This is a genomic window from Mangrovicoccus ximenensis, from assembly GCF_003056725.1.
Taxonomy (GTDB): domain Bacteria; phylum Pseudomonadota; class Alphaproteobacteria; order Rhodobacterales; family Rhodobacteraceae; genus Mangrovicoccus; species Mangrovicoccus ximenensis.
The window spans coordinates 85,001-110,337 of sequence record NZ_QBKZ01000001.1 but is presented as its reverse complement, the minus strand read 5'-3'; the positions used below and the strand labels follow the sequence as shown (position 1 = coordinate 110,337).

34 protein-coding genes and 14 pseudogenes (1 of these 48 cut by a window edge) are annotated in these 25,337 nt (G+C 71.3%); 27 read left to right on the top strand and 21 right to left on the bottom strand.

Annotation, left to right across the window (positions count from 1 at the left end; all coding sequences use genetic code 11):
* The first annotated feature begins 206 nt into the window (after positions 1 to 206).
* The 6 genes and pseudogenes from C7T91_RS00725 to tmk form a co-directional block, all read left to right on the top strand.
* Positions 207 to 638 (top strand): helix-turn-helix transcriptional regulator, encoded by a 432-nt coding sequence (locus C7T91_RS00725; protein ID WP_108257602.1) that lies wholly within the window; start codon positions 207 to 209, stop codon positions 636 to 638.
* Positions 542 to 1,075: pseudogene (locus C7T91_RS00720) on the top strand (FAD-binding protein); the annotation flags it as partial. The gene C7T91_RS00725 and the pseudogene C7T91_RS00720, both read left to right, overlap by 97 nt.
* A 79-nt stretch (positions 1,076 to 1,154) precedes the next feature.
* Positions 1,155 to 1,451, top strand: coding sequence for a hypothetical protein (locus tag C7T91_RS00715; RefSeq protein ID WP_108257601.1), 297 nt, complete (start codon positions 1,155 to 1,157; stop codon positions 1,449 to 1,451).
* Positions 1,372 to 1,548: pseudogene (locus C7T91_RS38930) on the top strand (hypothetical protein); the annotation flags it as partial. The gene C7T91_RS00715 and the pseudogene C7T91_RS38930, both read left to right, overlap by 80 nt.
* Before the next feature lie 3 nt (positions 1,549 to 1,551).
* Positions 1,552 to 2,052 (top strand): ATP-binding cassette domain-containing protein, encoded by a 501-nt coding sequence (locus C7T91_RS38925; RefSeq protein WP_407943262.1) that lies wholly within the window; start codon positions 1,552 to 1,554, stop codon positions 2,050 to 2,052.
* Positions 2,053 to 2,348: 296 nt separating this feature from the next.
* Positions 2,349 to 2,762 (top strand): annotated as a pseudogene (tmk, locus tag C7T91_RS00700) (dTMP kinase); the annotation flags it as partial.
* A 54-nt stretch (positions 2,763 to 2,816) separates the two neighbouring features.
* On the opposite strand, the gene C7T91_RS38920 reads toward tmk, so the two are convergent.
* On the bottom strand, positions 2,817 to 3,143 hold the full coding sequence (locus C7T91_RS38920; protein WP_236637899.1) for an ABC transporter substrate-binding protein: 327 nt from the start codon (positions 3,141 to 3,143) through the stop codon (positions 2,817 to 2,819).
* 143 nt (positions 3,144 to 3,286) lie between these two features.
* On the opposite strand from C7T91_RS38920, the pseudogene C7T91_RS38280 reads away from it, so the two are divergent.
* A pseudogene (locus C7T91_RS38280) lies at positions 3,287 to 3,541 on the top strand (hypothetical protein); the annotation flags it as partial.
* Between the two features lie 108 nt (positions 3,542 to 3,649).
* Here C7T91_RS38280 and C7T91_RS38275 read toward each other — a convergent pair.
* The 5 genes and pseudogenes from C7T91_RS38275 to C7T91_RS00675 all read right to left on the bottom strand — a co-directional run.
* Positions 3,650 to 3,826 (bottom strand): annotated as a pseudogene (locus tag C7T91_RS38275) (2-dehydro-3-deoxy-6-phosphogalactonate aldolase); the annotation flags it as partial.
* A gap of 31 nt (positions 3,827 to 3,857) precedes the next feature.
* A complete protein-coding gene (locus C7T91_RS00685) occupies positions 3,858 to 4,109 on the bottom strand; it encodes a hypothetical protein (RefSeq protein ID WP_108257597.1) in 252 nt (83 codons plus the stop codon).
* A 327-nt stretch (positions 4,110 to 4,436) separates the two neighbouring features.
* A pseudogene (locus tag C7T91_RS00680) lies at positions 4,437 to 4,853 on the bottom strand (DUF4159 domain-containing protein); the annotation flags it as partial.
* Positions 4,854 to 5,016: 163 nt separating this feature from the next.
* Complete coding sequence (locus C7T91_RS32020; RefSeq protein ID WP_161555667.1) at positions 5,017 to 5,169, bottom strand: hypothetical protein; 153 nt, start codon at positions 5,167 to 5,169, stop codon at positions 5,017 to 5,019.
* A gap of 62 nt (positions 5,170 to 5,231) precedes the next feature.
* Complete coding sequence (locus tag C7T91_RS00675) at positions 5,232 to 5,750, bottom strand: hypothetical protein (protein ID WP_108257596.1); 519 nt, start codon at positions 5,748 to 5,750, stop codon at positions 5,232 to 5,234.
* On the opposite strand from C7T91_RS00675, the gene C7T91_RS32015 reads away from it, so the two are divergent.
* A complete protein-coding gene (locus C7T91_RS32015; protein WP_161555666.1) occupies positions 5,721 to 5,897 on the top strand; it encodes a DUF6477 family protein in 177 nt (58 codons plus the stop codon). The two genes, C7T91_RS00675 and C7T91_RS32015, sit on opposite strands and share 30 nt — an antisense overlap.
* A gap of 37 nt (positions 5,898 to 5,934) precedes the next feature.
* Here the strand turns inward: C7T91_RS32015 and C7T91_RS00670 are convergent, their stop codons facing one another.
* Both C7T91_RS00670 and C7T91_RS00665 read right to left on the bottom strand, forming a co-directional pair.
* Complete coding sequence (locus C7T91_RS00670; RefSeq protein ID WP_108257595.1) at positions 5,935 to 6,519, bottom strand: heme-dependent oxidative N-demethylase subunit alpha family protein; 585 nt, start codon at positions 6,517 to 6,519, stop codon at positions 5,935 to 5,937.
* Positions 6,498 to 6,962: a hypothetical protein gene (locus tag C7T91_RS00665; RefSeq protein WP_108257594.1), complete on the bottom strand. Its 465-nt coding sequence runs from the start codon at positions 6,960 to 6,962 to the stop codon at positions 6,498 to 6,500. Before C7T91_RS00665 ends, C7T91_RS00670 begins: the two co-directional genes overlap by 22 nt.
* Positions 6,963 to 7,364: 402 nt before the next feature.
* On the opposite strand from C7T91_RS00665, the gene C7T91_RS34340 reads away from it, so the two are divergent.
* On the top strand, positions 7,365 to 7,727 hold the full coding sequence (locus C7T91_RS34340; protein WP_108257593.1) for an MDR/zinc-dependent alcohol dehydrogenase-like family protein: 363 nt from the start codon (positions 7,365 to 7,367) through the stop codon (positions 7,725 to 7,727).
* A gap of 55 nt (positions 7,728 to 7,782) precedes the next feature.
* On the opposite strand, the pseudogene C7T91_RS38915 reads toward C7T91_RS34340, so the two are convergent.
* Positions 7,783 to 8,178 (bottom strand): annotated as a pseudogene (locus tag C7T91_RS38915) (efflux RND transporter periplasmic adaptor subunit); the annotation flags it as partial.
* Positions 8,179 to 8,554: 376 nt separating this feature from the next.
* Between C7T91_RS38915 and C7T91_RS00650 the strand changes: the two are divergent.
* The 6 genes from C7T91_RS00650 (at position 8,555) to C7T91_RS37655 (ending at position 12,497) form a co-directional block, all read left to right on the top strand.
* The gene (locus C7T91_RS00650; protein ID WP_108257592.1) at positions 8,555 to 8,863 is read left to right on the top strand and encodes an RraA family protein; all 309 of its coding nucleotides are present in this window, start codon (positions 8,555 to 8,557) and stop codon (positions 8,861 to 8,863) included.
* Positions 8,864 to 8,996: 133 nt separating this feature from the next.
* The gene (locus tag C7T91_RS00645) at positions 8,997 to 9,212 is read left to right on the top strand and encodes an AtpZ/AtpI family protein (RefSeq protein WP_108257591.1); all 216 of its coding nucleotides are present in this window, start codon (positions 8,997 to 8,999) and stop codon (positions 9,210 to 9,212) included.
* A gap of 384 nt (positions 9,213 to 9,596) precedes the next feature.
* Positions 9,597 to 10,421 (top strand): ADP-dependent NAD(P)H-hydrate dehydratase, encoded by an 825-nt coding sequence (locus C7T91_RS00640; protein WP_330848793.1) that lies wholly within the window; start codon positions 9,597 to 9,599, stop codon positions 10,419 to 10,421.
* Between the two features lie 134 nt (positions 10,422 to 10,555).
* Positions 10,556 to 11,215: a LysR substrate-binding domain-containing protein gene (locus C7T91_RS00635; RefSeq protein ID WP_161555665.1), complete on the top strand. Its 660-nt coding sequence runs from the start codon at positions 10,556 to 10,558 to the stop codon at positions 11,213 to 11,215.
* Positions 11,215 to 11,439 (top strand): hypothetical protein, encoded by a 225-nt coding sequence (locus C7T91_RS00630; protein WP_161555664.1) that lies wholly within the window; start codon positions 11,215 to 11,217, stop codon positions 11,437 to 11,439. Before C7T91_RS00635 ends, C7T91_RS00630 begins: the two co-directional genes overlap by 1 nt.
* 476 nt (positions 11,440 to 11,915) lie before the next feature.
* Complete coding sequence (locus C7T91_RS37655) at positions 11,916 to 12,497, top strand: hypothetical protein (protein WP_269099289.1); 582 nt, start codon at positions 11,916 to 11,918, stop codon at positions 12,495 to 12,497.
* A gap of 101 nt (positions 12,498 to 12,598) precedes the next feature.
* Here the strand turns inward: C7T91_RS37655 and C7T91_RS00615 are convergent, their stop codons facing one another.
* Positions 12,599 to 13,072 carry a hypothetical protein gene (locus C7T91_RS00615; RefSeq protein ID WP_108257585.1) on the bottom strand — a complete coding sequence of 158 codons (474 nt, stop codon included), beginning with the start codon at positions 13,070 to 13,072 and terminating at the stop codon, positions 12,599 to 12,601.
* Positions 13,073 to 13,082: 10 nt separating this feature from the next.
* Here C7T91_RS00615 and C7T91_RS34335 point away from each other — a divergent pair.
* The 3 genes and pseudogenes from C7T91_RS34335 to C7T91_RS32010 all read left to right on the top strand — a co-directional run.
* Positions 13,083 to 13,499: pseudogene (locus C7T91_RS34335) on the top strand (DUF4130 domain-containing protein); the annotation flags it as partial.
* Positions 13,500 to 13,534: 35 nt separating this feature from the next.
* Positions 13,535 to 13,912, top strand: a complete 378-nt coding sequence (locus tag C7T91_RS34330; RefSeq protein WP_407943261.1) for an ATP-binding cassette domain-containing protein — start codon at positions 13,535 to 13,537, stop codon at positions 13,910 to 13,912.
* Between the two features lie 47 nt (positions 13,913 to 13,959).
* The gene (locus C7T91_RS32010; protein ID WP_161555663.1) at positions 13,960 to 14,100 is read left to right on the top strand and encodes a hypothetical protein; all 141 of its coding nucleotides are present in this window, start codon (positions 13,960 to 13,962) and stop codon (positions 14,098 to 14,100) included.
* 118 nt (positions 14,101 to 14,218) lie between these two features.
* On the opposite strand, the gene C7T91_RS00600 is transcribed toward C7T91_RS32010, so the two are convergent.
* Positions 14,219 to 14,743: an RsmB/NOP family class I SAM-dependent RNA methyltransferase gene (locus C7T91_RS00600; protein ID WP_145962727.1), complete on the bottom strand. Its 525-nt coding sequence runs from the start codon at positions 14,741 to 14,743 to the stop codon at positions 14,219 to 14,221.
* On the opposite strand from C7T91_RS00600, the gene C7T91_RS38910 reads away from it, so the two are divergent.
* Positions 14,628 to 15,839, top strand: coding sequence for a hypothetical protein (locus C7T91_RS38910; RefSeq protein ID WP_407943253.1), 1,212 nt, complete (start codon positions 14,628 to 14,630; stop codon positions 15,837 to 15,839). The two genes, C7T91_RS00600 and C7T91_RS38910, sit on opposite strands and share 116 nt — an antisense overlap.
* 111 nt (positions 15,840 to 15,950) lie before the next feature.
* Positions 15,951 to 16,265, top strand: a pseudogene (locus C7T91_RS38905) (HlyD family efflux transporter periplasmic adaptor subunit); the annotation flags it as partial.
* Positions 16,266 to 16,581: 316 nt separating this feature from the next.
* Here C7T91_RS38905 and C7T91_RS00585 read toward each other — a convergent pair.
* Both C7T91_RS00585 and C7T91_RS00580 read right to left on the bottom strand, forming a co-directional pair.
* Positions 16,582 to 17,619, bottom strand: coding sequence for a Hint domain-containing protein (locus C7T91_RS00585; protein ID WP_108257580.1), 1,038 nt, complete (start codon positions 17,617 to 17,619; stop codon positions 16,582 to 16,584).
* A 182-nt stretch (positions 17,620 to 17,801) separates the two neighbouring features.
* The gene (locus C7T91_RS00580; RefSeq protein ID WP_236637897.1) at positions 17,802 to 18,371 is read right to left on the bottom strand and encodes an amidase family protein; all 570 of its coding nucleotides are present in this window, start codon (positions 18,369 to 18,371) and stop codon (positions 17,802 to 17,804) included.
* On the opposite strand from C7T91_RS00580, the pseudogene C7T91_RS00575 reads away from it, so the two are divergent.
* Positions 18,288 to 18,698, top strand: a pseudogene (locus C7T91_RS00575) (amidohydrolase family protein); the annotation flags it as partial. The gene C7T91_RS00580 and the pseudogene C7T91_RS00575 sit on opposite strands and share 84 nt — an antisense overlap.
* A 574-nt stretch (positions 18,699 to 19,272) precedes the next feature.
* A pseudogene (locus C7T91_RS38900) lies at positions 19,273 to 19,413 on the top strand (hypothetical protein); the annotation flags it as partial.
* A 252-nt stretch (positions 19,414 to 19,665) separates the two neighbouring features.
* Here C7T91_RS38900 and C7T91_RS38895 read toward each other — a convergent pair.
* The 6 genes and pseudogenes from C7T91_RS38895 to C7T91_RS00545 all read right to left on the bottom strand — a co-directional run.
* Positions 19,666 to 19,953: pseudogene (locus tag C7T91_RS38895) on the bottom strand (nSTAND1 domain-containing NTPase); the annotation flags it as partial.
* Positions 19,913 to 20,320, bottom strand: coding sequence for an NAD(P)/FAD-dependent oxidoreductase (locus C7T91_RS00565; RefSeq protein ID WP_108257578.1), 408 nt, complete (start codon positions 20,318 to 20,320; stop codon positions 19,913 to 19,915). The gene C7T91_RS00565 and the pseudogene C7T91_RS38895, both read right to left, overlap by 41 nt.
* A 231-nt stretch (positions 20,321 to 20,551) precedes the next feature.
* The gene (locus C7T91_RS00560; RefSeq protein ID WP_407943252.1) at positions 20,552 to 21,079 is read right to left on the bottom strand and encodes an ROK family protein; all 528 of its coding nucleotides are present in this window, start codon (positions 21,077 to 21,079) and stop codon (positions 20,552 to 20,554) included.
* Positions 21,061 to 21,510, bottom strand: a pseudogene (locus C7T91_RS00555) (nucleotide-binding protein); the annotation flags it as partial. The gene C7T91_RS00560 and the pseudogene C7T91_RS00555, both read right to left, overlap by 19 nt.
* A 52-nt stretch (positions 21,511 to 21,562) precedes the next feature.
* Positions 21,563 to 21,895: a tripartite tricarboxylate transporter permease gene (locus C7T91_RS00550; protein ID WP_269100124.1), complete on the bottom strand. Its 333-nt coding sequence runs from the start codon at positions 21,893 to 21,895 to the stop codon at positions 21,563 to 21,565.
* A gap of 67 nt (positions 21,896 to 21,962) precedes the next feature.
* Entirely contained in the window at positions 21,963 to 22,361 is a 399-nt protein-coding gene (locus tag C7T91_RS00545; protein WP_269100123.1) for a M24 family metallopeptidase, read from the bottom strand.
* 332 nt (positions 22,362 to 22,693) lie between these two features.
* Between C7T91_RS00545 and C7T91_RS00540 the strand changes: the two genes are divergently transcribed.
* Positions 22,694 to 22,915 carry a hypothetical protein gene (locus C7T91_RS00540; protein WP_108257575.1) on the top strand — a complete coding sequence of 74 codons (222 nt, stop codon included), beginning with the start codon at positions 22,694 to 22,696 and terminating at the stop codon, positions 22,913 to 22,915.
* A gap of 13 nt (positions 22,916 to 22,928) precedes the next feature.
* Here C7T91_RS00540 and C7T91_RS37650 read toward each other — a convergent pair whose 3' ends face one another.
* Positions 22,929 to 23,051: a hypothetical protein gene (locus tag C7T91_RS37650; protein WP_269099284.1), complete on the bottom strand. Its 123-nt coding sequence runs from the start codon at positions 23,049 to 23,051 to the stop codon at positions 22,929 to 22,931.
* A gap of 161 nt (positions 23,052 to 23,212) precedes the next feature.
* On the opposite strand from C7T91_RS37650, the gene C7T91_RS38270 reads away from it, so the two are divergent.
* The 4 genes from C7T91_RS38270 (at position 23,213) to C7T91_RS34320 (ending at position 24,665) form a co-directional block, all read left to right on the top strand.
* Positions 23,213 to 23,617, top strand: coding sequence for an MFS transporter (locus tag C7T91_RS38270; RefSeq protein WP_330848791.1), 405 nt, complete (start codon positions 23,213 to 23,215; stop codon positions 23,615 to 23,617).
* Positions 23,502 to 23,822, top strand: a complete 321-nt coding sequence (locus tag C7T91_RS00525; RefSeq protein ID WP_330848790.1) for an ATP-binding protein — start codon at positions 23,502 to 23,504, stop codon at positions 23,820 to 23,822. The genes C7T91_RS38270 and C7T91_RS00525 overlap by 116 nt, the downstream gene beginning before the upstream one ends.
* Before the next feature lie 129 nt (positions 23,823 to 23,951).
* Positions 23,952 to 24,173, top strand: a complete 222-nt coding sequence (locus tag C7T91_RS00520; RefSeq protein WP_108257572.1) for a hypothetical protein — start codon at positions 23,952 to 23,954, stop codon at positions 24,171 to 24,173.
* A 66-nt stretch (positions 24,174 to 24,239) separates the two neighbouring features.
* Positions 24,240 to 24,665, top strand: coding sequence for an alpha/beta hydrolase family esterase (locus C7T91_RS34320; RefSeq protein ID WP_108257571.1), 426 nt, complete (start codon positions 24,240 to 24,242; stop codon positions 24,663 to 24,665).
* A gap of 331 nt (positions 24,666 to 24,996) precedes the next feature.
* Here C7T91_RS34320 and C7T91_RS00510 read toward each other — a convergent pair.
* Positions 24,997 to 25,337: pseudogene (locus C7T91_RS00510) on the bottom strand (MBL fold metallo-hydrolase); its annotated part runs 103 nt beyond the window's last position; the annotation flags it as partial.

Sequence of the window (25,337 nt, the reverse complement as noted above, 5' to 3'; positions counted from 1 at the left end):
GGCATTCCTCCGCCGCCCCGGAAGCCCTATGCTCGGCACCATTCAGGGTCGGCAGCCGAATTCCGGCCGTTTCCGGAGAGCCGACCCGATGAGCGATGCGACCGCCAGCTTCCGCCATGCCGTCCTGCCGTTTTCCGCCGCGCTTCAGACCGGCATGATCCTGTGCCTCGTGGCGGGCGCCGCGGCCGGCCGGGACGGGCTCGGCGATGCCGCCGCGGGCCTGGCGCTCCTGTGGCTCGCCGTCGCGCCTGCGCGACCGCGCCGCCGCGATTCCGATCTCCGCCCGCGTCGCCGCCGCCCTCGCGGAGCTTCTGCCCTCCGGCAAGTCCGGCGCCGACGATGTCTGCACCCAGCTCGGGCTCAGCCGCCGCAGCCTGCAGCGCCGCCTGCAGGAAGAAGGCGAGAGTTTCCGCGGCGTGCTCGACCGCACCCGCGAGACGCTGGCGCTGCAATACCTGCGCGACAGCTCGATGTCGGTGCCCGAGATCAGCTACCTGCTGGCCTATCGCGACCCGAACAGCTTCTACCGCGCCTTCCAGGCCTGGACCTCGATGACCCCGGGCGAGGCCCGCGCCCGGCTGGCCCCGCTAGCCGCCCTGCGCGGCCGCGAGGTCGCCGAGAGTGTCAATGTCGCGTAGCCGCTCCGGCGGCAGCCGCACCAGCCGCTGAGGCCGGCGGCCAGCTCTGCCGCGACCTCGCCAATGCCGGGGCCTGGGCGCCGGTCTCGCTGGTCCCGGACGGCAAGGGCGGCACCACGCATTTCCCGCATCTCGTCGACCGCGCCAAGCCCGGCATCATCGCGGTGCGCGGCAAGGGCACGCGCTTCGTCAACGAGGCCGAAAGCTACCACGCCTTCGTCCGCACCCTCTTCGACACCACCCCCGAGGGCGAGGATCCCGGCTGCTGGCTGATCGCCGACCACAAGGCGCAGCGCCGCTGGGGGCTCGGCTGGGCCAAGCCCTTCCCCTTCCCGCTCGCCCCCTACCGCCGCGCGGGCTACCTGAAATCAGCGCCGACGCTGGCGGGGCTCGCGGCGGAATGCGGGCTCGACCCGGCGGTGCTCGAGGCCACGGTGGCGCGGTTCAACGGAGGCCTGCCGCGCCACCGGCCACCGCGCCGGACAGTTCCACATCGCCTGTTTCGACGGCGGGCTGGTGGTGATCGACCGCGATCTCCCGCGCGACCTGCCGCGCGAGGCCAGCCCGATGGCGCTGCGCGACTGGCTGGAGGCCCATCTGGGCGGCTATCTGGCGCTGGTCCGCGACCGCGACGCCTCGCCCGAGGCGACGGTGCAGTTCCTCACCGGGGTCGACCGGATCGTGAAGACGCTGCTGCCGGGCTATCTGCGGGCGCAGCCCGACCGGATGTTCGATGCCGCGATCGAAGGCGTGCGCTTCCTGCCCTGCCGCCATCCGGCACCGAAACCGGCCGAAGGGATCAGCGCGGCCTGAGCTTGCCGGGCCTGCGGAAACGCCGCCTGCAGCCGGGCGATGCCGGGGCCGACGGCTGTCGGGCGGCCAGCAGCAGCGCGTCGCGCTGGCGCGCGCGCTGGTGCTCAAGCCGCGGCTGCTGCTCCTCGACGAGCCGCTCGCGAACCTCGATGCGCGTCTGCGCGACGAGGTGCGCTGGCTGATCCGCGACGTGCAGCAGCAATCGGGCATCACCGCCTTCTACGTGACCCATGACCAGTCCGAGGCGATGGCCATGTCGGACAAGGTCGCGGTGATGAAGGCGGGCCGCGTCGCGCAATTCGCCACCCCGCGCGAGATCTACCAGCGCCCGACCGAACGCTATGTCGCCGATTTCACCGGCGAGGCGAACGTGCTGGCCTGCGCCGGGATCGCGCCCGGCCCCGAAGGCCGGATGCTGGCCTCGGTCGGCGGCACGCAAATCCCGGCCTTCGGCGTGGCGGGCCTGGCGCCCGGCCGCGCGCGTGCCCCGAAAGGGAATCGGGTTAAGATTTCCCGAGCCGGGACGTGGCGGTTGACGGCGACGTTAGGAAGTCCGGAGACGCCGGCGGGGGCCTCGGGAAGAGTTATCTTTTCTGCTTAACGGCCCGCCAACCCTGGAAACGGTTCAGCCGGAGGTAGGGTCCAGCGGCCGGAAGAGCACCGCACGTCGCGCGGTGTCCGGTGCGCCCCCGGCGGCCCTTGAAAATCCGGAGGACCGAGTACCGTCCACGCCCGGTCGTACTCATAACCGCATCAGGTCTCCAAGGTGAACAGCCTCTGGCCAATGGAACAATGTAGGCAAGGGAAGTCGGCAAAACGGATCCGTAACTTCGGGAAAAGGATTGGCTCTGAGGGCTGGGCTCGGGGGTCCCGGCCCCGAACCCGTCGGCTGCCGGGGGCGGATCGCCCGGCGCCGAGGAGATCCGCCAGCTCGTGCTGACCGGCGAGCCCGGCCGCTGGTCGGCGGAGACCGAGCTGCTCCTGTTCACCGCGGCGCGGCGCGACCATCTGGAACGGCTGATCGACCCGGCGCTCGCACGCGGCGAGACGGTGATCACCGACCGCTTCGCCGATTCCACCCGGGTCTACCAGGGCAGCACGCGGGGCGACCTGCGCGCGCTGGTCGACCGGCTGCATGACATGATGATCGGGCGCGAGCCCGACGTGACGCTGATCTTCGACATGGATCCGGCCACCGCGCTGGCGCGCACCGCCGCGCCGGACCGCGCCGGAGCCGAGGACCGCTTCGAGGGCTTCGGCCTCGCCTTCCAGGAAAGGCTGCGCGACGGCTTCCTCGGGATCGCCCGCGCCGCGCGCCCGCCGGAGCGGAGACCGGCCGGGAGGCAGAAATCGCCGCCATCGGTCTCAGTCCCCGGCCGGATAGAGCGCGTCGTGCAGACCGCGGGCGAACTCCGCGGTCCGCGGTCCGAAGCCGAGCGCCGCCGGATCGATGGTCACAAAGGCGCCGTCCCGTCCGGCCGGGGTGGCTGCCAGGGCGGGCATGGCGAGGACATCCTCCGCCGATCCGCCATGATCGCCCTGGGGCTGCATCATCACCACGATCTCGGGCGCCGCGCTCAGCAGCGCCTCGTCATTGACCGGCTTGTAGCCGTCGAAGGCGCCGGCCATGACGTTCTCGGCCCCGGCCAGCCGCAGCATCCCGTCCGCGCCGGTGCCATCGCCCGCCGCCATCAGCCGCCCGCCTTCGGCCGACATCAGGAACAGCGCGCGGGTCCGGACGGCCGCATCTGCCGGCGGCGGCAGGGGGGGCGAGCTCCGTCGGCGCGGTGCGGCCTGCGGATGTCGATCACGAGGGCCTGCTGCAATGGCACGCGATGGCGAATTTCTGCTCGGCGGCCTCCTATGCCTTCCTCGGCCGGATCGGCCTGACCGCGGATTGGGTGAACGAGACCAACTGCAACCGGATGGCCGTGGAGATGGCCGCGACGGTCCATGCGCCCTGCCGCGCCGGAACGCTGCTCGACGTGTCCTCGCGGGTCTCCGAGGCGGGGCCGCGCCATTTCGCGGCGCGCCATGACCTGGCGGATGCGGTGACCGGCGAGGCGCTGGCCACGATCGAGCAGCTGATGCTGGTGATCGATCTCGGCACCCGCCGCCCGGTGGCGGTCCCGGCGTTCCTGCGCGCCGCCCGCCGCAAGCTGCGCCACCGCCGCCGCCGAGGTCACCGTCCCCGCGCCGACAATCACCTCGGCGGGCAGCGCGGCGCGCACCCGGGCGATGCTGTCGAAGGGATCGGGCGAGTTCAGCGGAATTTCCATCAGCCGGAACCCGGTCTCCGCCAGGGCGCGGCAGGTCTCCACGCTCTGGTCCGGGGCGATCCCGCGCAGGATCGCCACCAGCGGCAGCGCGGCCATGGCCGCCTCGAAACGTTGCGCGGCAGGAAGGTCAGTCATGGCCGGTCTCCATAGGTCCGTCGAGAAGCCCCGCGGCTGCGGCAAAGCCGAACAGCCCGGCAGGGGCGGTGTTGCCCGGCTGCGCGGCGGGGCCGCGTCCGAGAAGCTGGCGGAAGGCCTGCGCGTAGCGGGCGCAGAGCGGGCCCTCGCCGATGGGCCGGCGGACGGGCTGCGGGTGCCGGGCCGGGGGCGCGCAGGGCTGCCGGCGACGACGCGCATTGGCATGACGATCGTTTCTGTCCATGCGTCCGGATTCGTGGCGGCGACGCGGAGGGCACTTGCTTCCGGACGGGCCCGGGGTCCGGGGGCGGTCCCGCTCCACAGCTTCACCATCGCACAAATCATCCGGACAGCAATGATGCTCCGGCCGGGACCTTTGGGCGCTCTGCCCCTTTCCGGGGGACGGCAGCCTGGGTGTTCCGGTGCCGCTTGGCTGGCTGTCCCGGCCTGGCCCGCATTCCGATCGGCACGCCGCTGTCCTGCCCCGGGCCTGCCGGCCGCCCGGAGTCTGCGCCCCGGGCGGGCGCGCCTGTGAACGGCCGCCATTGACGTGTCATTGCTCCGGGCCCAAGGGCACGCCCGCCATGGTTCCGGCCTCGCGCCCCGCGCCGAAACCGTCGATCAGCTCCTCGGCCACCCAGGTCGTGCCCTCGAGCGCGCCGGCGTCGGGACGAGCGCTGCCCGCCGCGACGGCGAGCCGTTCGAGCATCGACATGAAGAGCCCGGAAAGCGGCAGGTTCGACCATTCGGCATTGGCGGTGACATGGACCAGCACGACCTGCCCCTCGCCCAGGGCCTTGCGGGTGACCAGCGGCGTGCCGTCACGCAGCGCGGCGATGGTCCGCCCGGCCAGCTCGGGATCGGGCTGGGCCAGCACCTGCGCGGTGACGGTGACCTCCTCGGGAACCGCCAGCCCGTAGAAGGGCGACTCCTCGCCGAAGGGCATCAGCGTCTTCGGCGCGCCCCAGCTCATCGCGCCGCCCACCGAGCCCGCGACCGGCGGGGCGGAGCCACAGTCTGCCGCAGCGACCGTCGGCGGCGCGGCGGCCTGCTTTGCCAGGGCGCGCCGCAGCTTGCCGAGATCGACATGGTCGCGAAACAGATCCTCGGCGATCTCGCGGCGGGCGGGCATCTGCCGGTGCTGTCCCATGCTATTCCTCCCGCATCGCGCGCGACATGGCATCGGAGAGCGGCGAGACAAGGTATTGCAGGGCAGTCCGTTCGCCGGTCGCAACCACGGCGGTGACCGGCATGCCCGGTTCCAGCCGCTGCCCGGGCGGCAGACCAGCCAGCGCGATCCGCACGGCATAGCTGCGCTCGCCCTCGGCAGCCGCATCCGCCGGGGCCGTGCTCAGCTCCGCCGAGATCAGCTCGACCCGTCCGGAGAGCGGCCGCTCGGTCCGCGCAGCGCCGCCGCCGTCACGCCGCGGAGCCGCAGCACCGAAGCGCCCCCGGTGCCGCCGTCCAGCCGCAGCAGCGTGTCGGCCCCGTCCTGCAGGATCGACAGGCGGCCATTGGCGAAGGGGTTCGGGATCGCGGATTCCAGCACGATCACGTCGCCCGCCTCGCCCGGCTGGAAATCCGTGATCACATCCTCGGCGATGCCCTCGGCGGAGAAGACCGGCAGGAAGCGGTAGGTGTCGCGGCCCGGCCCGCCGGTCAGGCTGTCGACCGCGCCATCGGCCGCGATATCGCCGAAGATGTCGTCGCCCGCGCCGCCGCCGACCGTGTCGGCGCCGCCGCCGCCTTCGAGATAATCGCCGAGCGTGCTGCCGGCGATCAGGTTGTCGCCCGCATCGCCGTAGAAGGTGCTGCCCTCGATGACCCCGCCCTGCCCGGCCCGCGCCAAGCCGCGATGCAGCTCGTCTGCCTCGAGCAGGGCCATGAAGAGGCCCGCCGCGCGGGGCTGGCCGCCTATTCGCCCGCGCGCCACCTGGAAGTGCTGATCGCCCTGCTTTCCGAGGCGCGGACCATCCTCGCCGAGAGCCAGGAGCGCAGCCCCGCAGCGGCACCCGATCTGCGCATTGCCTGACGGCCGGGCCGGATCACGGCCCGCCAAGAAATTGATTTCATTTCGACAAGTCCATTGCAGCCGGGGATCGCCCGCCGCCCGCCAAGTCCCGGCGGACTGCCGGCCGGGCTCCGCCCGGAGACCGGGACCTCCTCGCCCGGCACCAGCCGGATGCCGGTGCTCCGGGCCCCGCAGACCCGGCAGGATGCACATCCGGCACCCTCCGGGGCTGCACCCCGTCCAGCAGCCGCTGCACCCGCTTCGCCACGCCGTCGCCATACTGCGCCACCGGCGCGTGGATGCGCAGCATCGGGCGGCCGAGCTTCTCGGCCAGCGTCCAATTCGCCGGAAAGCACAGCACGGCGGCGGCCAGCAGATGCTCCTCCGCTCCCTCGGGGCGCTGCATCAGGCACAGATCCTCCTGCACCAGCCGCCCTGCCGTCGCCATCGGCTCCGCGCGGTCGATCGCCACCATGCGGCCGTCCGGACAGGCGACCTCGGCCGCACCGACGCGGAAGTCCGGATGGCCCGCCAGCTCGGCAAGAACAGTGTCCAGAAGCTCGGCGGCCGCCGCGTCGGCGCCCGGCACCATGCCGGTGACCAGTTCCGGCACCTCGCGGATCAGCCGCTCGCGCTCCGCCATCCGACTTCCGCCGTCGGCAGCATCGCGGCAATCGCCAGGCCGAGCCCGGCCGCGCCGCCATTGGCCTCGGCCTCGGCATTGTTGTCGCCGGTGGCCGTGACGGTGATCGGCGCCCCCGGCACTGTCAGCGTCGCGGTGTCGCCGATGCTGGCCTCGACATCCGCCGCCGAGGTGACGATCGCCTCGGAGCTTGCCCCCGCCCCGCCGACAAGACCGACGGTGATGGTCAGCGCATTGGCAATCGCGTCATTGGCACCGGTTGCGGTCACCGAGACGGAGTCCGTTCCGCCGCTGACATCGCCATCCATCGACGCATGGACGCCGCCGCCGACCTCCGCCGCCAGGCGCGACCCGGCAAAGCCGCCCGCGCCGCCCGACCCGGCATCGCTTTCGCTGGTCGCGTCATTGTCGCCGGTCGAGATGAATCCCCTTGATTTGCGCAACAGCGCCCCCTGAGGATATGGTTGGCTCGTGTCGCAGCGCCATCCGGACGCGCCGCGTCCGCTGCATCGGGGGATCAAACCAAACGGTCAGCGCCCCTCGCTGCCTCAGCGCCCGATTGCAAGAGTGCCAATTGGCGGTCTTGCACGCCATGTTCGGAGGTCTGTCCATGCCATCCGGCTTCTGCATTGAAGTCTCTTGGTGACTCCTGATCCCGTTATGTGGCAAGGCCAAATGCGGCTGAAACCGGCGGCTCCGGAAAACGCCCCATTCCACCGGATTTTCTACATATAACTTTTCATAACCATGCCTATCGAGTGGAGGTCTTGTAGGCGGGTACATTCCATCCTGGGTTGCGACATCTCCACTATTCTTCGTGAAAACAGGAGGCCGCTGGGGCGGCGGTGGCATCGCTCGATGCGCTGCCCGATGCGCGCCACGCGCTGGATGCGACCGGTGCGCCCGGGGTGATCCGGACGCTGGCCGAGGGTCTTCTGCCCGGCGGCGCGGTCGGGCTTGTGGGGATCGGCCATGGCGTGCTCGATCTCGACCCGGTGCTGCTGGTCGAGAAGGAGATGGCGCTGGTCGGCTGCCATGCCTTCGGAGACGAATTGCAGCGGATCGGCGGGCTGATCGCGGAGCTGGGCCCGGCGCTCGACCCGCTGATCGATGCCGAGATCGCGCTCGACGACGTGCCCGGGGCCTATCGCCGCCATCTGGCGGGAGAGGTGGCCGGGCTGAAGACCCTGATCCGCTGCGCAAGCTGAGCGCGGCGCCGGCCCGGCTGCCCGCATGCGCCGGGGCCTGTGCGGTGCGCTCGTCGAGCACCAGCGAGACCCGCAGGAACATGCCGGGCCGGAGCTTGCCGTCGCCGTTCGGCACCTCGGCGCGCAGCGCGATCGAGCGGGTCGCCGGGTCGACGCGGGTGTCCATCGCCGCCAGCCGCCCGGCGAATTCCTCGCCCGGATAGGCCGGGGACAGCAGCGTCACGGATTGCCGCGGATCGAGCCGCGCGAGAAAGCGTTCGGGCACGCTGAAGGCCACCTCGAGCGTTCCCATGTCGTCGAGCGTGGTGACCTCGGTGGAGGTGTCGGCCATCTGGCCGCGCGACAGATAGGTCAGCCCGACCACGCCGGAAAAGGGCGCGCGCAGGCTCCGGTCGCCCAGTTCGGCCGCCGCCATGTCGCGCTCGGCCGCGGCGCGCAACTGGGCCCGCACCGCCCCCGCCTGATCGGGCAGCGGATGCGGGCGCACCCGGCAGTGGCGCGCGGGAGCTGCGCATCGGTCCCGACATGGGTGCGGGAGGTCATTCCCTTGCTCCCGGTGCGCGATGCCGGAGCAGCATCGCCTCTTGCGATGCCGGCAGCGGCCGTCGGGGCATCCCGCGCGCCGGCCACCGGCCGAGAGAGGCCGGAGGATAGCGGATCATGCCCCCCGGCAGGAAGCGGCAAAAGCAATCCCGCCACAGCACGGCTGCGCCCGCAGAACGCCACATGTTGCCGATCCTCCGATGCAAGCCAGTTCCGCGCCGCAGCCGATCCGTCACGTCCCTGCCGGCAGAGCCGCTCCGGCACGGCAGCCAGCACCATGAGAGGTGGTCGCGGGATTTCGGACCGGGTGTCAAGGCGCCGGGCTGAACCCGGCCTCGCCCTCGGCCAAGGGACCGGGCAAGGTCGGCGAGCCGCTGATGATCGGCGGCCGCCAGGTCGCGACCGGCGACATGATCGTGGCCGACCGCGACGGCGTGGTGGTCGTGCCCTTCGAGCGCATCGACGCGGTGATCGCGGCGCTCGAGACCGTCAGGACGCTGGAGGCCGAAGCCGAGGCCTCTGTGGAGGCGGGCGCGACCTCGCTCTCGGCCATCGACCACATCCTCGACGGGCCGCAGACCGTCTGGTTCTAGCCGGGAGCGCGGGACAGGCGGGGCAGTTCCGCCCGTCCCCGGGCGAGGCATCGGGGCTGCCGCCCATGCCTGACGCGGGACATGCCCGGGGCGATGGCCGGTCCATCCGGCAGCGGCGGAACCGTGGCGGCGGGTGCGCGAGGACGAGCCCGAGCCGTCGCTGGGCCGCCGCTTCGGCCAGATCGGCTTTCTCGGCTGGGCGGTGGTCACGCCGATCCTGCTGGGCATCCTGCTCGGCCGCTTCGCCGACCGGCAGCTCGGCACGGGGGTGTTCTTCACCGCGCCCGCGATCATGATCGGCGCGGGGCTGGGGCTCCGCGCCGCCTGGAAATGGATGCACCGGCAATGACGGACTGGCTTCTCTCCCTTATCGGCTTCGCCTGCGGTCTCGGCGCGGGGCTGCTGCATTTCCTGACGCTCCGGCGGATCGCGCAGATGTATCTCGGCGGGACCCATGCCGGGCGGGCGGTCCTCCTGCAGGCGGGGCGGCTGGCGCTGCTCGGGGCCGTGCTCGCGGGACTGGCGCAGCTCGGGGCGCTGCCGCTGGACCGCGCCGCGGCGCTGCTCGCGGCCTTCTTCGACGGCATCGACACGCTGCGCAGCGACGAGATCGCCACCCGCGAGGCCGGGGCCGGCGCCGCGATCCGCGACTACCAGGCCTCGGTGGAGGCCACACGCGCGGAGATTTCCCGCCTGCAGCGCCAGACCGGGCTGATCTCGGCAGGGCAATACGATGCGCTGGTCACCGAAACCGACGCGCTCGCCGAGCGGCTGCGCGACCTCGAGGCGACGCTGGCCGAGAAATCCGAGGCCGTGCGCACCCTCGAACTGTCGCTGGAGCTGTCGCCGGATTTGGCGGCGGCGGCGCTGCGGCTGCATGCCGACACGGAATTCGCGGCACTGGCGCAGCGCCTGTCCGACGAGGCCGCCGAACTGTCGCGGCTCGAGGGCCGCTTTGGCCGATGCCGAGGCGCTGCGCGGCGTGCTGGCCGATCCGCGGATCAACGCGATCTGCCTCGGGCCGGGTCTCGGTACCGGCGAACGGACCCGGGCGCTGGTCTCGGCGGTGCTGGGCACGGGGCGTGCCGCGGTGCTCGACGCCGATGCGCTGACCGTCTTTGCCGACGATCCCGAGAGGCTGTTCTCGATGCTGCACCGGCGGGTGGTGCTGACGCCGCATATGGGAGAATTCGCCCGGCTGTTTCCGGCGGAGGCGCATGAAATGCGCGCGGCAAGGACCGGCCTGGCGCAGCGGCGGCTGCTGTTCCAGGCGGTGGAGCGCGCCCAGGCGGTGGTGCTGCTGAAGGGCACGGTCACGCGGATCGCCGATCCGGGCGGCGGCAGCGCGGAGCATGCGGCGACCGGGGGTGCCGCCGGTGCGCCGAGATCGCCGCCGGAGGCAGCCGCAGCGGCCGCGCGCTCGACGGTCTCGCCGCGCTTGACCCGCGTGTCCGCCGTCTTGAACTCCGCATCCGCGGCTTCGAAGGCCGCCTGGGCGGCAGCAATTTGCTCGTCCGTGGCCTCGGCATTGTCCTCGAGCGCGGTGAGCGCGGCATAGGCTGTGTTCATGCTGTCGAGGGCCGCTTGCCGGGCGCGGCGAAGATCGTCCAAATTCATCCTGTTCTCCTTGTCTGCCGCAAAGCGCGGCCGTGTCCCCGCCGCGCCGGGCGCCGGGAAGTCCTGTGTTCCGGGTTGTGGTGGTGGTCAGATCCGGGCGGCGGCCTCGGCCAGGCGCAGCCTTGCGGCCATCGAGGCGCGGCGGCCGCGCGGCGCGCCGCGCTGGCGGAGGGGCGGATCGATGCCGCGCTGATCGTGGCGCCGCCCGGCGACAGCCCGGCGCAGATGCGGTTCCTGCCCTTGCGCCAGGAACCGCTCGTGCTGCTGGCGCCGCCGGGCATGGAGGATCTGCCGCCGGAAGAGGTCTTCGCCCGGCTGCCGCTGATCGCCTATGATCCGCAGAGCTGGGGCGGGCGCATCGCCGAGCGCTATCTCGCGGATCGCGAGCTGGCGCCGCAGCGGCTCTGCGCGCTCGACGGGCTGGAAGCGATTTCGGCACTGGTGAAAAGCGGGGCGGGGGCTTCGGTGGTGCCGGACTGGCCGGGGCTCGAGGGCGCGCGGCCCTTGCCGGACGGGCATCTCCATGCCCGCCGGATTGTTGCTGCGCTGCCGCTGCGCAGCGAGGCTGCTTCTTCTGCTGCGTCTTCGTCCCGCGCGTCTCGGCCACCGAAGCCGAGATCGCCGCCGTGGCGGAGGCAATCGCCGGACTGCCGCCGGCCACGTTCCACGAAGACGCCTGCCCCGCGCTCGATCCCGGGACCAAGGCCTGCCGCGCCCATCCGGTGCGGCCGCTGATGTGCCGCGACCTGACCGCGCCCGAGCTGGAGCCCTGCAAGGCCAGCTACGAGGCCGGCGAGATCCTTCCGGGCACGTCCTTCACCAAGGCCGGAGGCGTGCTGCTGTTCTACGGGATCAACTGGCTGCTGGTGGCGCTCGGCCGTCCGGAGCTGCTGCGCACCCATGATCTGAAGGCCAGCCTGCGCGCAGGCGGCCGGCCGGTGCCGCTGCCGACCGCCTGACGGCACCCGCGGGGCGGCGCCTGGCCTGCCGAGGCGGCGCTGCAGGACGGGCTGGCGGCTTTGCGGCATCTCGGGGCGATGGCGCCGCTGCCGCTCTTCATCGTCGGGCTTTCCTCGGGGGGGCATCTGGCGGGGGTGCTGGCCTGCCACGCACCGCAGGCGGCCGGGGCGGTGATCGGCTATGCGCCGCTCAACGCCAATCACCGGGACCACAAGTTTCCGGAGGGCAAGCCGGACTATCCGCCGGCCGAGAAGCAGGCCTTTTACGATGCCTGGCCGGTCGGGCTGGCGGCGCATCCCCATGGCGTGCCGCAGGTGCCGCTGTTCCTCGCCTATGCGCTCGGCGACCGGTCGGTGCCGGTGCAGCACCTCACGCGGCTTCGCGAGGCTGCGGCGGCGGCCGGGCTCGATGTCGATGGGCGGCCGACGGCGGCTGCAGGCTGCTTGCCGCCTGGGCGCCGCCGCTGCGCTGGATCGTGCCGCTCCTGCTGGTCTGCTGCCTGCGGGTCTCGGTTTTCCGCGACATGGCCGATGCCTATGGCTACGGCGCGCGCAGCCTCGCGCCGCGGCTGGAAGATGCCGGGATCGTGCTCACATCATATCTGAGCCTGTCCTCCGCCTTCCTGATCATGGCCGCCACCTTGGGCGTCGCGCGGGCCGCGCGCGCGGCAACATACGCGCATTTCGTCCTCGGCATCGCGCTCTGCGCGGCCATCGACATGGCGCTGGCCCGCTACGGCATGGCGGAATGGAGCGCGCAGATCGCCGGCGGGGCGCCGCCCTGGCGGCTCTCCCTCGCCTTCCGCGGCTTCGGCACCGGCGACGGCGGGCAGCCGTCTCCAAGCGGCGCGGAGGCTGCCCCTGACGTCCCTGGACGGCAGGCGGCGCCGGAGGTCGGCGCCGTTCCCGCAGCCGCCGCACCGTTCCCGTTCCGCCCTGGGCAGCCATGGCGCCAAACGGGTCTGTTGCATCGTGGTTATCCGTCTGAACGTGCGCCGGAAAAGATAGCCGCCGCCCCGGCGCGGCCTGCATCGAAATCGAGCAAGGGACAGAATTGAACGCGGGTTCGCTGATCAGGTTGCCTGCCGAAAAGCCGAAGGGCAGGCTGCGTTTGCAGCCTGCCCCCCCTGTGCATTTTGTCCGGATGGACCAGTGACGATCAGGCAGCCGAGGCCTTGGCCGGGCGGCGCCGGCTGCGCGAGCGGCGCGGGCGGTTGCCGCCCGGCTTCGCGACGCGCGGCAGCTCCGGGGCGCACCAGGCCCCTGGGTCGGCAGTCAGCGCGCTGCCGGTTGCGGCCAGATGGGTCTCGATATGGGTCAGCAACTTGCGCCGCCGCCGCTCGCCTGCGTCGATTTCGGCGCCGAGCGCAGGATCGAGGTGCAGGGTCCCGCCCTCCGCTCCGAGTGCCCGCCCGACGATCTTCAGGCCCATGGCCTGCAACCGGTCGAGGCCAAGCGCCCCGCCCTCGCCGGAGCCGGTGAGCTGCAAAGAGGGCAGCGCCATCAGATGAGCCGGGTCGGCATGTTCCGGGCGCAGGGCCTCCAGAAAGCCGCTCTCCGCGAGCAGCTCGAAGACCTCCCGGCCGCGGTAGCGCCGCGGCGCGCGGACATGGCGGCCGACGGCCAGCGTCACCGGGGCGGCGCGCCGCGCCTTCGCCGCCTGGTTCGAACCGGATCACCCGATCGCGGAGGCGGCCGCGCCGTTTTTCGCCAGGCGCTTCGGCGACATGGACTGGGTGATCGCCACGCCGCATCTGACCGCGCGCTTCGAGACGGGGCAGCTCAGCTTTTCCGAACCCGACGGCGCCGCGCCGCCGCCCGCCGACGCGGCCGAGGATCTGTGGCGGACCTATTTCGCAAATATCTTCAACCCGGCCCGGCTGATGGTCTCGGCGATGACGTCGGAGATGCCGCGGAAATACTGGAAGAACCTGCCCGAGGCCGAGCTGATCCCCGAGCTGATCCGCACCGCGCCGCAGCGGGCGCGGCAGATGCAGGCGGCGATGCCGACCGAGCCGCCCGCACGGGCCGCGAAGCTGCGGGCCAGCAGCAGCGCGTCGCGCTGGCGCGGGCGCTGTCGTTCGGGCCGCGCCTGATGCTGCTCGACGAGCCGCTCTCGGCGCTCGACCGGACGCTGCGCGAAACCATGCAGCAGGAACTGAAGCGGCTGCACCGCGAAACCGGGGTGACCTTCCTCTACGTGACCCACGACCAGGAGGAGGCCTATGCCATGTCGGACCGCATCGCGGTCTTCGACAAGGGCCGGCTCGTGCAGCTCGCGACCCCGCGCGAGCTCTATGCCGCCCCGGCCAGCGCCTTCGTCGCGGGCTTCATCGGCGGCAACAACCTGTTCACTGCCCGCCATGACGCGGGCAGCGGCGCGCTCGATCTGATGGGCACGCGGCTCGAGGCGCCCGGCCTCGATCCCGCCTGCCACAGCGCCGGGGGGATGCAGAGGCAGATGCGCTGCTGACCGGCGCGCGGCCCGCGGACGCGCTGTTCGACGAAGCCGCGCGGATCGTGCTCGCGGGCGCGCGGACCGAGGAGGGCAACGCCTTCAAGGTGCCGCTGCTCGCACGCACGATGAAGGCGGTGCTGCGCGAACTGACCGGCACCGCCCCTGCCAGCACCGGAACCGACCGCACGGAGGCTTTCGCATGACCCTCGAATTCCGCATGGACGCCCCGCAGCCGCATCTTCTGGACCAGACCGGCCAGGGCGTGATCGGCCGCCCGCTCGACCGTCCCGAGGGGCTGCTCAAGGTCACCGGCCGCGCCCCCTATGCCGCCGAGCACGATCTGCCCGGCCTCGCCCATGGCGTGCTGGTCACCGCCGCGATCGCCCGCGGCCGGGTGGCCGGCAGCGCGGAGCCGGGCGGACAGAGCGCGACCCGGATCCCGGCCCGCTCCGCGCGCACCGGCAGATCCGCCATCCGCTTCGGATGCGCGTCATGGGCATGGAACCGCCCCTTGACCCGCGCCGCCACGGCCAGCGTCTTGCCGCCGCCCCCGGCGCAATAATCCAGAAGCGCCTGGCCCGGCTCCAGCGGCACGAGGTCGGAAATCCATTGCGATCCGGCATCCTGCAGCTCGAGGAGCCCGTCGTGATACTCCGCCAGCTGGGTGATCCCGCGCGGCCGTCCCACGGCGATCAGCGCTGCGGGGCTGCGCGGATCGGGCCGCGTCTCGATGCCCTGCCCGGCCAGCCGCCCGGTCAGCTCCGCGGCGGAAATCCTCGCCAGGTTGGCGCGCAGCCCGAGGGCTCCCGCCGGACGCGGACCGCTTGGGCGGTCCCGGTCCGCCACCGCACCGGGACCGCAACCCTCCTCCGGCAGAAGCGGCTTGCGGAAGTCCCTGCCCCTCGGATTGGCTTGGCCGGACGCGAGACCCTCCGGCATGGCAAACGCATATGCCGCGATTTCCGGCGCGCAGGCGGCCATGGACCATGGCACGGCGCTGCGCGAGGCAGGCTTCCCGAGGTCGCAGCGGAATGGCCGTCCCGCTGGACCGCGATGCAGGCCGCCAACCCCGCGCCGTTCCGGGGACGGAAGACGGCGGGACGAGACGGAGGGCGGCCCGTCCCGGGACGCATGGGAGCACCGCATGCCCAATGCTCTGCGGCCGCTGCGGTCCCGGCAAGCGGACACCCCCGTCCATCCCGCGCGCGGCGGGCGCTGGACCCGCGTCCGAGCCTCAGTGACAGCTCCGCCCAGAGCCGCAGCATTTCCGCCTCGTACCAGCGTTCGCCGGTCGCGCGCGCCAGCCGCAATCCGCGGGCGAGCAGGCCCAGACCCTCGGCTGTCCGGCCATGCCGGGCGCCGGCTTCGGCAAGGAGCGCCAGATTGTAGGGATGGATCAGCCGGACCTCCATCTGTCCGATGGCGTCCAGGCCGGATTGCAGCCGCTCCAGGCCGGCCGGATCGTCCTGCATCGCCATGGCCCAGCCGGCGAGGATCTTGCCATAGGGCTGCCAGAACGGGATGCCGGTGTCGCGGCAGAGCCGGAGCAGCGCCTCGGCCCGCGCCAGGGTCAGGGCCGGGTCGTCGCGGTCGCGGGCCAGCATCGCGGCCGAAGCCGGCCAACCTGCCCGAGGGCACGATCTGGCGCGACCAGCCGCGGCCCTCGGTGCCGGGCACGATCTGGCTGCCCAATACCGGCTACGGCGCGCTGGCGCCCGAAACCGAGCGCTACCTGCGGGAGGGGCTGTCGCGCGCGGCAGGCGGCGACTATGCGCATCCGCTGGTGATCTTCTGCCAGATGGACTGCTGGATGTCCTGGAACGCCGCCAAGCGCGCGGTGGGCTACGGCTACACCGCGGTGCACTGGTTTCCCGACGGCACCGATGGCTGGGAGCTCGGGGGCTATCCGCTGGAAGAGGCACAGCCGGAGCCCGGTCCGTAGCTGGCTGCCCCCGGCCCGCCGCCGCGGCGGCCGCGCCTCCCCGCGGATGGCCGATGGTCCCTGTCTTCGGGGGCGCAGCGGCTTTTCGACCGCGCCGCGATCCCGGCGCAGGTGCTCGACAATGCCGTTCTGGAACAGCGCACCGCCGCCGCCGCGGTGGAAAGCGCCCATGCCAACCTGTCGGTGCAGGAGCGCAAGCTCGACAGCGCCCGGGCGCTCCTGGCCGAGGGCAACGGCCATGCCGCCGCCAGCTGCTGCACCGAGATCGTCACGCCGGTCTCGGGCCGCATCCTGCGGGTGGCGACCGAGGACGAGCAGGTGGTGCTGCCCGGCACGCCGATCCTCGAAATCGGCGACCTCGCCAATCTGGAGATCGCCGTCGACCTCCTGTCGCGCGACGCCGTGCAGGTCCGCCCCGGCGCCCGCGCCGCGATCACCGGCTGGCGCATGACGCGCTCAAGGAACGCTCTATGTGGCATGGACCTGAGACGCGGTCGGCACCGCGCGCCGGGCTATCGCCCTTGCGTCCGGCTCTGTCGGCGGCGGGCGGCGGCAGGCATCCGGTCCTGCCGGAGCCGGATGCCTGCGCGAATGGCCGCCTCCCGCTTCCGGGGTCGCAAGGCAAGAGACTGCGGCGCCGTTCTGGAATGCGCGAGGCGGAGCTGCCCGCCACCTGATCGCCGCCTGTCATCGGAAAGGCGCGATGCCGCTGGTCCCGGAGGCCGCCGGAGACAGTCCTCCGTTATGGCCTTCCGCTTTTCAGGGCGGGACGATGGCGGGACACGGGCAAGGCCGGTCCGCGGGGCCAGCGGGGCGGCGCACCGTCGGGGTGCGCGAAATCCGGCGCGGGCGCATGATCGCGGCCATGCGCCGGACGGCGGGCCGGGCGGTGCCAGGGATCGAGGGCGCGGGGTTCCTGATAGGTGAAGACATGCGGCACATGCGGCGGCTGCAGATCGGGCGCGCGCAGCTTGCGCAGCGGCCGGGTCGAGACCATCCGCCCGCGGGATTTTCCGCCCGGCAGGTCCGGATAGGGATCGCTGTCATCCGAAAGCGCAAATCTGAGCGGCGTCGCCTCTTCGAGGAAGCGCAGCATCCGCGGCGCAGCCTCCGCCATGGCATGCCAGCGGGGGGCTTCGGTCTCCGCCCAGCCCGGCGGCGCGGCAGCGGCCAGATAGGCGGCGGCCTCCTCTGCGCTGTCCTGCAGGCCAGAGGCCACGGCAAGATGGTTGCCCGGCACCCAGAGCCCCGCGCCCGACATGGCGGTGGTGCCGCCGATCCGGCTGCCGATCCGGGGCTGGTGCTGCAGCGGCGGGGCGCTAAGGCTGCCGTCGCGGTCCCGCAGGCTGCGCCAGATCAGGCGGGCTTCGCCCAGTTCCGGAGCGGGCAGCGGATGGCCGCCGCGGGTGACCGGCAGCCCGTCGATCCGGACCGGAATGTCGCCCCCGGCCTGCTGCACATCGTTGCCTGACAGGCTTTCCGAAGCGCATCCTTCGGCGAGGAGCAGTGCATGATGCGGCAGCAGCAGCTGCAGGAAGGTCCAGCCGCGGTTGGGCGGCAGCGGCGCGATCGCCTCGCCATCGGCCAGGGCGGCGGCCGGGAACAGTACCGTGGCCGAGCGGCAGTGCCGGAGCAGTGCCGGATCGCTGAGCGCCAGCCGGTGGCCGGGGGCAACGACCAGGTCGGCTGCCTGTCCCGGCGGGGCACTGCGGCAACAGGGCCATATCGCGGCCCAGCTCGACCTTGCCGCCGGAGATTTCGCCGCGGCAGAGGCCGGCATCGCCGTGCTGGAGGCGCCGTCCGGCGCGCCGGACGGGCATTCCGCCTATCTGCGCGCCGAGCTGGAACTGATGCGTGGGCGCTATGCCGAGGCCGAACTGTCGAACGACCGCGCGCGGCGGCTGTTCTTCTCGGAAGGCGCGGGAGCGCAGGATCTGGCCCTGACCGCGCATCGCGCCGCGATCATCCGGCAGGAGCTGGGCGACCCGGCGGAGGCGGAACGGCTCTACGACATGGCAGAGGCGCAGCTGGCCTGCCATCTCGGCCCCTCCCATCCGGCGGCGCTGGCCGTGCGGCGGGAGCGGGGGCGGCCGGGTTGCGCAGCGACCCGCCCGTATCCGAGCCGGTGGCGAGCGGAAAATAGCCGGCGGCCAGTGCCGCTGCCGAGCCGCCCGAGGACCCGGCGCAGGTGCGCGTCAGGTCATGCGGGTTGGCCGTGGCGCCGTAGACGCGGTTGCGGGTGTTGCCGCCCGCGCTCCATTCAGGGTTGTTGGTCTTGCCCATCGGGATTGCGCCGGCGCCGCGCATGGCGGCGACGATGGCGTCGTCCTTGGTCGCGATGTTGTTGCGGAACAGCTCCGATCCGAAGGTGGTCGGCAGTCCGGCGACGTCGATCATGTCCTTCACGCCGAAGGGCAGCCCGTGCAGCGGACCGAGCTCCGCGCCGGAGGCCAGCGCCGCGTCGGCGGCCGCCGCGCCCTTGCGCAGCGCGGCGGCAACGGCATGCGGCTGAAATACTCGAACCCGATGCATGTCGACGATGTCGCGGTGGATTTTCCGGACATGCCGATCATCCTGGCGCATCCGAGCTTCCCCTGGCAGGAGGAGGCGCTGAGCGTCGCGACCCACAAGCCCAACGTCCATATCGACCTGTCGGGCTGGTCGCCGAAATATTTCCCGCCGATCCTGGTGCGCTACGCGAACACGCTCTTGAAGCACAAGATGCTGTTTGGGTCGGACTGGCCGATGATCGCGCCGGAGAAGTGGCTGGCGGCCTTCGACAAGGCGGAGTTCCGCGACGAGGTGCGGCCGCTGATCCTGAAGGAGAACGCGCTGAAGCTGCTCGGACAGGCGGGCTGATTGCCGGACAAGGCCGGGAGGGGGCAGATGCCAGCGGGCGGGGTCCCCCGCTTCCGCGGCCAGCGCGTCTGTGGCGGCGCGCAGCGCGCTCGCCTCATTGCTCCAGCGCTCCAGCCGTTCGGCATCGGTGGCATCGGACAGCGGCGAGGCGGCAATGGCGTCGCTTTGGCGGCGGGCTTCGGCCAGCCCGGAAATGTCGCGCGCCGGATCGGCCTTGCCGCCGGTCGCATAGGTCTGCAGCAGGCGGCGGACCGAGGATTTCGCGAACCACGAGAATGGCCAGAACTTCGCCTGCGCCCGGCGCCAGTCGGCATCCAGCGTGTCGAGCGGCAGCGTGTCGAGCCGGTCCATCGGATAGCTCGCGGCCAGCCCGGCGGCAGCCCGGTCTCGGGCGTCGAGCGCGGCGCGATAGGCCTCGGCCTCGCGGGGGTTCCGCGCCGGATCCGCTGGCCCCAGCCGGATCGGACAGCGCCGTCCCCGCGGCGGGCACCGCAGGCCCGCCGTACCCGCGGCGACGTCCGGCGCGGGACTGAGGAAAAAGATCTTCGTGACACAGCAGCAGGGGAGGACTGCCATGTTCCTGGAACGCACCATTCACCTTCGGCAGAAACAGGGCCTGCACATCTCGGCGCAGACCATCCAGGCGCTCAGGATGCTCCGGCTGGGACAGCAGGACCTGTCCAGCTACCTCGAGGAGCAGGCCGAACGGAACCCGCTGATCGAGGTCCGCTCCGCGGGGCTGCCGACGCCGGAAACCCCGCGCGCGGCGGTCTCCGCCAGCCTGCCCCCAACCTCCCCGCCAGCTGCAGCGGCAGGGCCGGACCGCCTCGCCCCGGGTGCTTCGCCACTGGCCCGCTGTCTCCATAGGCAGCCCCATCAGCAGGGCATCGTCGCGGCGATCCGGCGGCGCGGCATCCCAGTCCTGCCTGGCGGCCTCCAGCGTCCCCTTCCAGATCAGGAAGCCCCGCTCGGCCTGGAGCCAGCCGGACAGCCTGGGCCAGGAGCGCATCAGGGCCTCATGCGCCACTTCGGCCACCGGCGCGCCGTCGTCGTCCAGGCCCGTGGCCAGCAGCCGCCAGTCCGGACCGGCGAGTTCGGCGGCCAGCGTCCATTCCTCTTCCGTGCAGTCGCTCCGATGGGCCCTGCGCCGGACCGGCTCGCCCTCCTTGGGGACATGGGCAAGGCGGTAGGCGAGGAGCCGCTTCAGCGCCGGCTCATGTGCCGGGCGTGGCAGGCGCGGTGCAGAGCCCGACATGGCCATGGCCGAAGGCGTGGATGACGCCCTTGCAGCCGCTGGCCGGGCCGATCACCGGCAGGCCGTCGGGCGTCGAAGGGCGGTTGCCCTGCCAGCGGGTGATCTCGCCCGTCCAGTCCGCCAGGGCCGGGAAGCAGGAACCGAGCGCTTCGCGCAGGATCTCGGCGCGCGCCCAGTCGGGGGCGGCATCGGCGGTGGCGAATTCGACTTGGCCCGCGATCCGGAAGCCGCTCCTGGTGCGGACGATCCCGGCTTTCAGGTCCTGCGGCATGACCGGCACCGGCAGTTCGGGAGCATCGCCCGCCAGCTCGACATGGTAGCCGCGCTCGGCCTCGAGCGGCACGCGGTCGCCGCAGGCGGCTGCCAGCGAGGACGTCGGCGCCGGTCATGGCAGCGGTGACGCGGGCCGGCGGCTTTTCCGGAGCCTGCCGACCCTGCCTCAAGGACGCTCCGGCATCCTCCGGCCGCGGGCTGTTTCCGCCCGTGCTGCCCCGGGCGGATTGGCACAGGCGCCGCAGGGGGACGGGCAAGCTGTTCGCCGCGCTTGGCCGGTTTCGGCAGGGCCTCCCGCCCGGAGGAGGCTTGCCGGGACCCGTTTTCATGCGGGTGCGGCGCCGCTGGGCTGTCTGGACGGCTTCCGGGCCGTTCTGATCCGGAAAAGCAGGCAGAGCGCGGGTACCGGCTTGCCCGGCACGGCAGATGTCCGGTCCGCAGGAAAAGCCCGGGCGGTCGCCGCTGCCCGGGCCGGAGGCGGCTGCTGCTGCGTGCCGGGGCGCAGCGCCGCCTCGCGCAGCAGCGCGTAATCGGCGACATAGGCTTCCAGGCAGCCGCGCTGGCCGCAGCGGCAGAGCGCGCCGTCGATCTGCACCTTCATGTGGCCGAACTCGGCGCCGCAGCCGCGGGTGCCGCGGTAGATGCGGCCGCCCAGAACGATGCCGAGCCCGACGCCCGCCTCCACCGTGACCACGAGGAAATCCTCGATCCCCTTGCCCTCGCCGAAATAGAGTTCGGCCATGGCGACCAGATTGGCGTCGTTGTCGATGAAGCAGGGCAGGCCGGAGGCGGACTGCAGCGCGGCGCGGAACGGCAGGTCGCGGGCATCGAGCGCGGGCGACCAGCGGGCGATCCCGGCCTCGGCATCGACGATCCCCGCGAGCGCGGCGCGAAGGCGTCGAGGTCGACATGCCCGGCAACCAGCGCGGCGGCCCGGCCGAGGAAGGCCTCCAGATCGTCATGCTCCCCGGCCTGCACCAGCCCCAGATGCCGCGAGGGCTGGGCGATGCCCGCATCGCGCGGTACCGCGCCGAGAACGGGGATGCCCAGCGGCGCCAGCGCCCGGCGCAGCATCGTCTCATGGCGCGCACTGCCGACCCGGTTCAGGATCACGCCCGCGATTTCCACTTCCGGATCGTGCCGGGCGAAGCCCGCAACCAGCGGCGCGACGGACTGGGACATCGAGCGGGCATCGACCACGAGAACGACCGGCAGCCGCAAGAGCCGCGCCAGATCGGCGGAGGCACCGCGCCCCTCGGGCGGCGCGCCGTCGAAGAGCCCCATCCATCAAGACGGCGCCACCGTCGCTCCGTCCGTGAACTTGCCTGGTTTTGCGCTAGGCGTCGGCTCTCTGGCGCAGACGGGTCCGGATCGCGGCGAGTAGCGGCAGGGCCACCAGGACCGCGCAGACCGCGATCAGCGCCGCCGAGATCGGCCGCTCGAGGAAGATCGACCAGGAACCGCGGCTGATCATCAGGCTGCGGCGCAGGTTCTCCTCGAGGATCGGGCCGAGGATCAGCCCGAAGGCCAAGGGCGTCACCGGCAGCGACAGCCGGGAGAAGACGAAGCCGACCACGCCGAAGGCGGCCATCACGTAGACGTCGTTCATGTCGTTGCGGATCGCGAAGGCGCCGATCACGCAGAACACCGCGATGAAGACATGCATCAGCTGCGGCGGGACGGGCGCTTCATGGACCTCTGCGCCGGGACGGCGGCGGGGCAGCCGGGCGGCGGGGTCAGCAGCGGGTGATGCCGCGGGGCAGGGAGGAGAGCACCTCGATGCCGGTTTCGGTGACGATCACGGTCTCCGAGGCGCCGACGGTGAAAGCGCCGTAGCGGCGCAGCGTGGCGGGCAGGTGGAAGACCATGCCCGGCTCCAGCGCGCGCTCCACCCCGGAGAAGAGCGACAGGATCGCGCCCTCCCCCCAGTCGGGCGCGAAGGCGGCGCCCATGGAATAGCCGATCCGCTTGCGGAAGGCGGCCGTGTGCCCGGCCGCATCGATCACCGCCTGCGCCGCGTCATGTGCCGCCGAACAGGGCCGCCCCGGAGCCATCGCAGCGAGCGCGGCATCGAGTGTGAGTTGAATGTATATATTATAAAGGAGTTTTTGAGAATTATTTTGTTTAGTTTTTATAGGAAGATATTTTTTATTTTATTATTGATTTTAAAGCGGTTGAAATTTTTATTTGTAAATTTTATAAAAAGAGTGTTTTAAGTTTGTTTTGTGTAAAGGATTGTTTAATTTTGTGAGTTGAATATATATAATATAAGGAAGTTATTGAGAATTTTTTTGTTTAGTATAATATGAAGAAATTTTGTTTTTAACGAAGGTTTTAAGGAGGTTTGAATATTTATTTGTAGATTTTATAAATAGAGTGTTTTTTAATTGTTTTATGAAAAGAAAGGTTAAATTTTGTGAGTTGAATGTATATATTATAAAGTAGTTGTTGAGAATGATTTTGTGTAGTGCTGATCCAGGCGGCGCTGACCGGCCAGCCGTTGCCGCAAGGGCTGGAGGCGGCGATCGCCCGCGGCGCCGCAGCCCGCTTCCCGGTCACGGCGAAGGACCTGATTGCACAGGGCTACGAGGGCGCGGCGCTGGGACAGCGGCTTGCGGCGTTGAAGGACGCCTGGATCTCTGCCGGTTTCGCGCCGGGCAGGGCCGAGCTGCTCGCCCTGCCGGAGTGAGCCCCGTGGCGGGCTATTTCAGCGCTGCCTTGCGCTCCGAGGCGGAATAATTGCTGAAATGGCCCTCCCGCGCGGCCTGCTTGCGGGCCGAGGCCAGAATGCCCTTGGCCTTGCCGGGCGGCGCGACGCGCGACATCTGGCGGGCTGCTGCCGTGCCGCCGCAGCCCGGGCAGCGCCTTCGCGGGCACTGCCCTGCTCGGCCTCCTGGCGCTTGCCGGGATCGCCGCGACCCTGCCGAAGACCGGCAGCGGCAGCCGTCCCAATGCCCGCGAACTCGGGGCGCTCCTGCGGCCGCAGATGCTGCGCACCGTCGCCGCGACGATCCTCTTCGCCGGCAGCTTCTTCGCGATCTACACCTATGTCGCGCCGATCCTGCAGGAGATCGGCGGCGCGGGGGCCGGCACCGTCACGCTGATGCTGGTGCTGATCGGCATCGGCCTGACGCTCGGCAACTGGATCGGCGGCAAGCTGGCGGACCGCTCGGTCTGGGGCGGCGCCGCGATCGGCATGGGCGCGCTGGCGCTGACCTCGCTGGCCGTGCCTGTCGCCGTGACGACGCCCATCGGGGCAGGTGCAGATGCGGCCGATGGCGGTGCAGCGCGCGCTCGACAACCTGGTGGGCAATGCGGTGCGCTATGGCCGCCATGCCTGGATCAGCCTCGAGGCGGGCAAGCGGTCGCTGACGATCCGGGTGGAGGATGACGGGCCGGGCATCCCGGAGGTGGAGCGCGACCAGGCGGTGAAGGCCTTCGCGCGGCTCGATCCCGCGCGCAACCAGAACCTGCCGGGCGTCGGGCTCGGCCTGTCGATCGCCGCGGATATCGCGCGCAGCCATGGCGGCCAGCTCAGGCTCGGCAGCAGTGCCGCACATGGCGGGCTGCGCGCCGATCTGGTGCTGGCGCGCTGACATTGCGTCAACTTAGCTTCCCTGTTGGATGAAAGCGGCGTTGTTGCGCAAAGCATTTGGCCCTGAGGTCCCGAGGCGCCGCGCTTGCAGCGTCGGGAGGGCGGACACCCGCCGCCGGAGGCAGACGCCATGCATCTGTTCCTCCCCGCCTTCGACGGTGCCCCCGATCCCCGCCCGGGCAATGCCCGCCGCGACCTCGGCGACCTGTGCCTCATCGCCGTCGTCCCGGTGCTCTGCGGCGCGGTCTCCTGCGCCGGGATGGCGGCTTTCGGCCAGGCAAAGGGCCATCTTTTCAGAGACGTCCCGAAGCACCGGCCTGCCGGGTCTCTCGCAGGGCAGCGTTCCGGATGATCGCTCCGACGGCGCTCGGCGCGGCCGTCCGGCAGGTGCTGGCCGAGGCCGCCGCCCTGCTGGGCGATGGCAGGGTCATCGCGGCCGGCGGGAGGCCAGGGCGGCGGCAATTCCTGGGCCTTCCGCGGCGGCGGCCGTGACGAGCCGGGCTATTTCGCCGAGCTCTTCGGCCTCTTGGAGACCCGCCACGGCCTGCCGCGCGGCCGCATCCTGATGGCGGGCTTCTCGGCCGGGGGCTTCATGACCAGCTACCTCGCCTGTGCGGAACCGGGGATCGTGCGCGGCTTCGCCCCGGTTTCGGGCGGGTTCTGGCGGCCGCTGCCCGAAGCCTGCGCCGGTCCGGTGCGGCTGTTCCACACCCATGGCTGGGGCGACATGACGGTGCCGCTCGAAGGCCGCTACCTCCGCAACGGCACGCTGGCGCAGGGCGACATCTTCGCCGGGCTCGAGCTCTGGCGGCAGGCCAATGCCTGCGCCGCGATGCGAAATTAAGCCGTGTAACGAATTTGCACAAAAAAAGACCTTAGCCGAATTGGCTCACAGGAACACACGATGAACAAAGGGAAAACTTGTGAGGCGCCGCCCATTGCGCAAAGCGACCCGGATGCACTGATCCCGCCGCCGCCTGAACAGCGGCAGCGAGAACCTCCATGGTGCGGCCTGCAGCTCCAAAGAAGCATCACGCCCTCGCCGCAGCGATTCGGCGAACCAGGACTGCACGACATCTCACGATGTTCCGAACTTCGCATGGCACTCGCGACAACGGAAACCAACACGGAGCGGCTGCAACCGCAAGACATCATGGTCAGCCGCACCCCGTCCGCCAGTTAGCCTTCCTGCCCCCCGAACTTCGACACTTGGAAGCCGGAATTTGGTATTCCACGATGTCGCCGGTGAACATCACCTCCTGGTCCGGGACCCAGATCACCGCGTCGCCCGCGGTATGGGCGCGGCCCAGATGCAGGATGTCGACCCGGCGCTTGCCGAGATAGACCGTCATGCTGTCCGAGAAGGTCGTGGTCGGCCAGGTCAGGCCGGGGATTTCCTCATGGCCCTGGAACAGCCGCGGGAAGCGGCCGAATTCGCTGTCCCAGTCCTCCTGCCCGCGCTCGGCCACCATGGCCCGGGCGGTGTCCGACATGATCACCTCGCGCGCGCCATAGG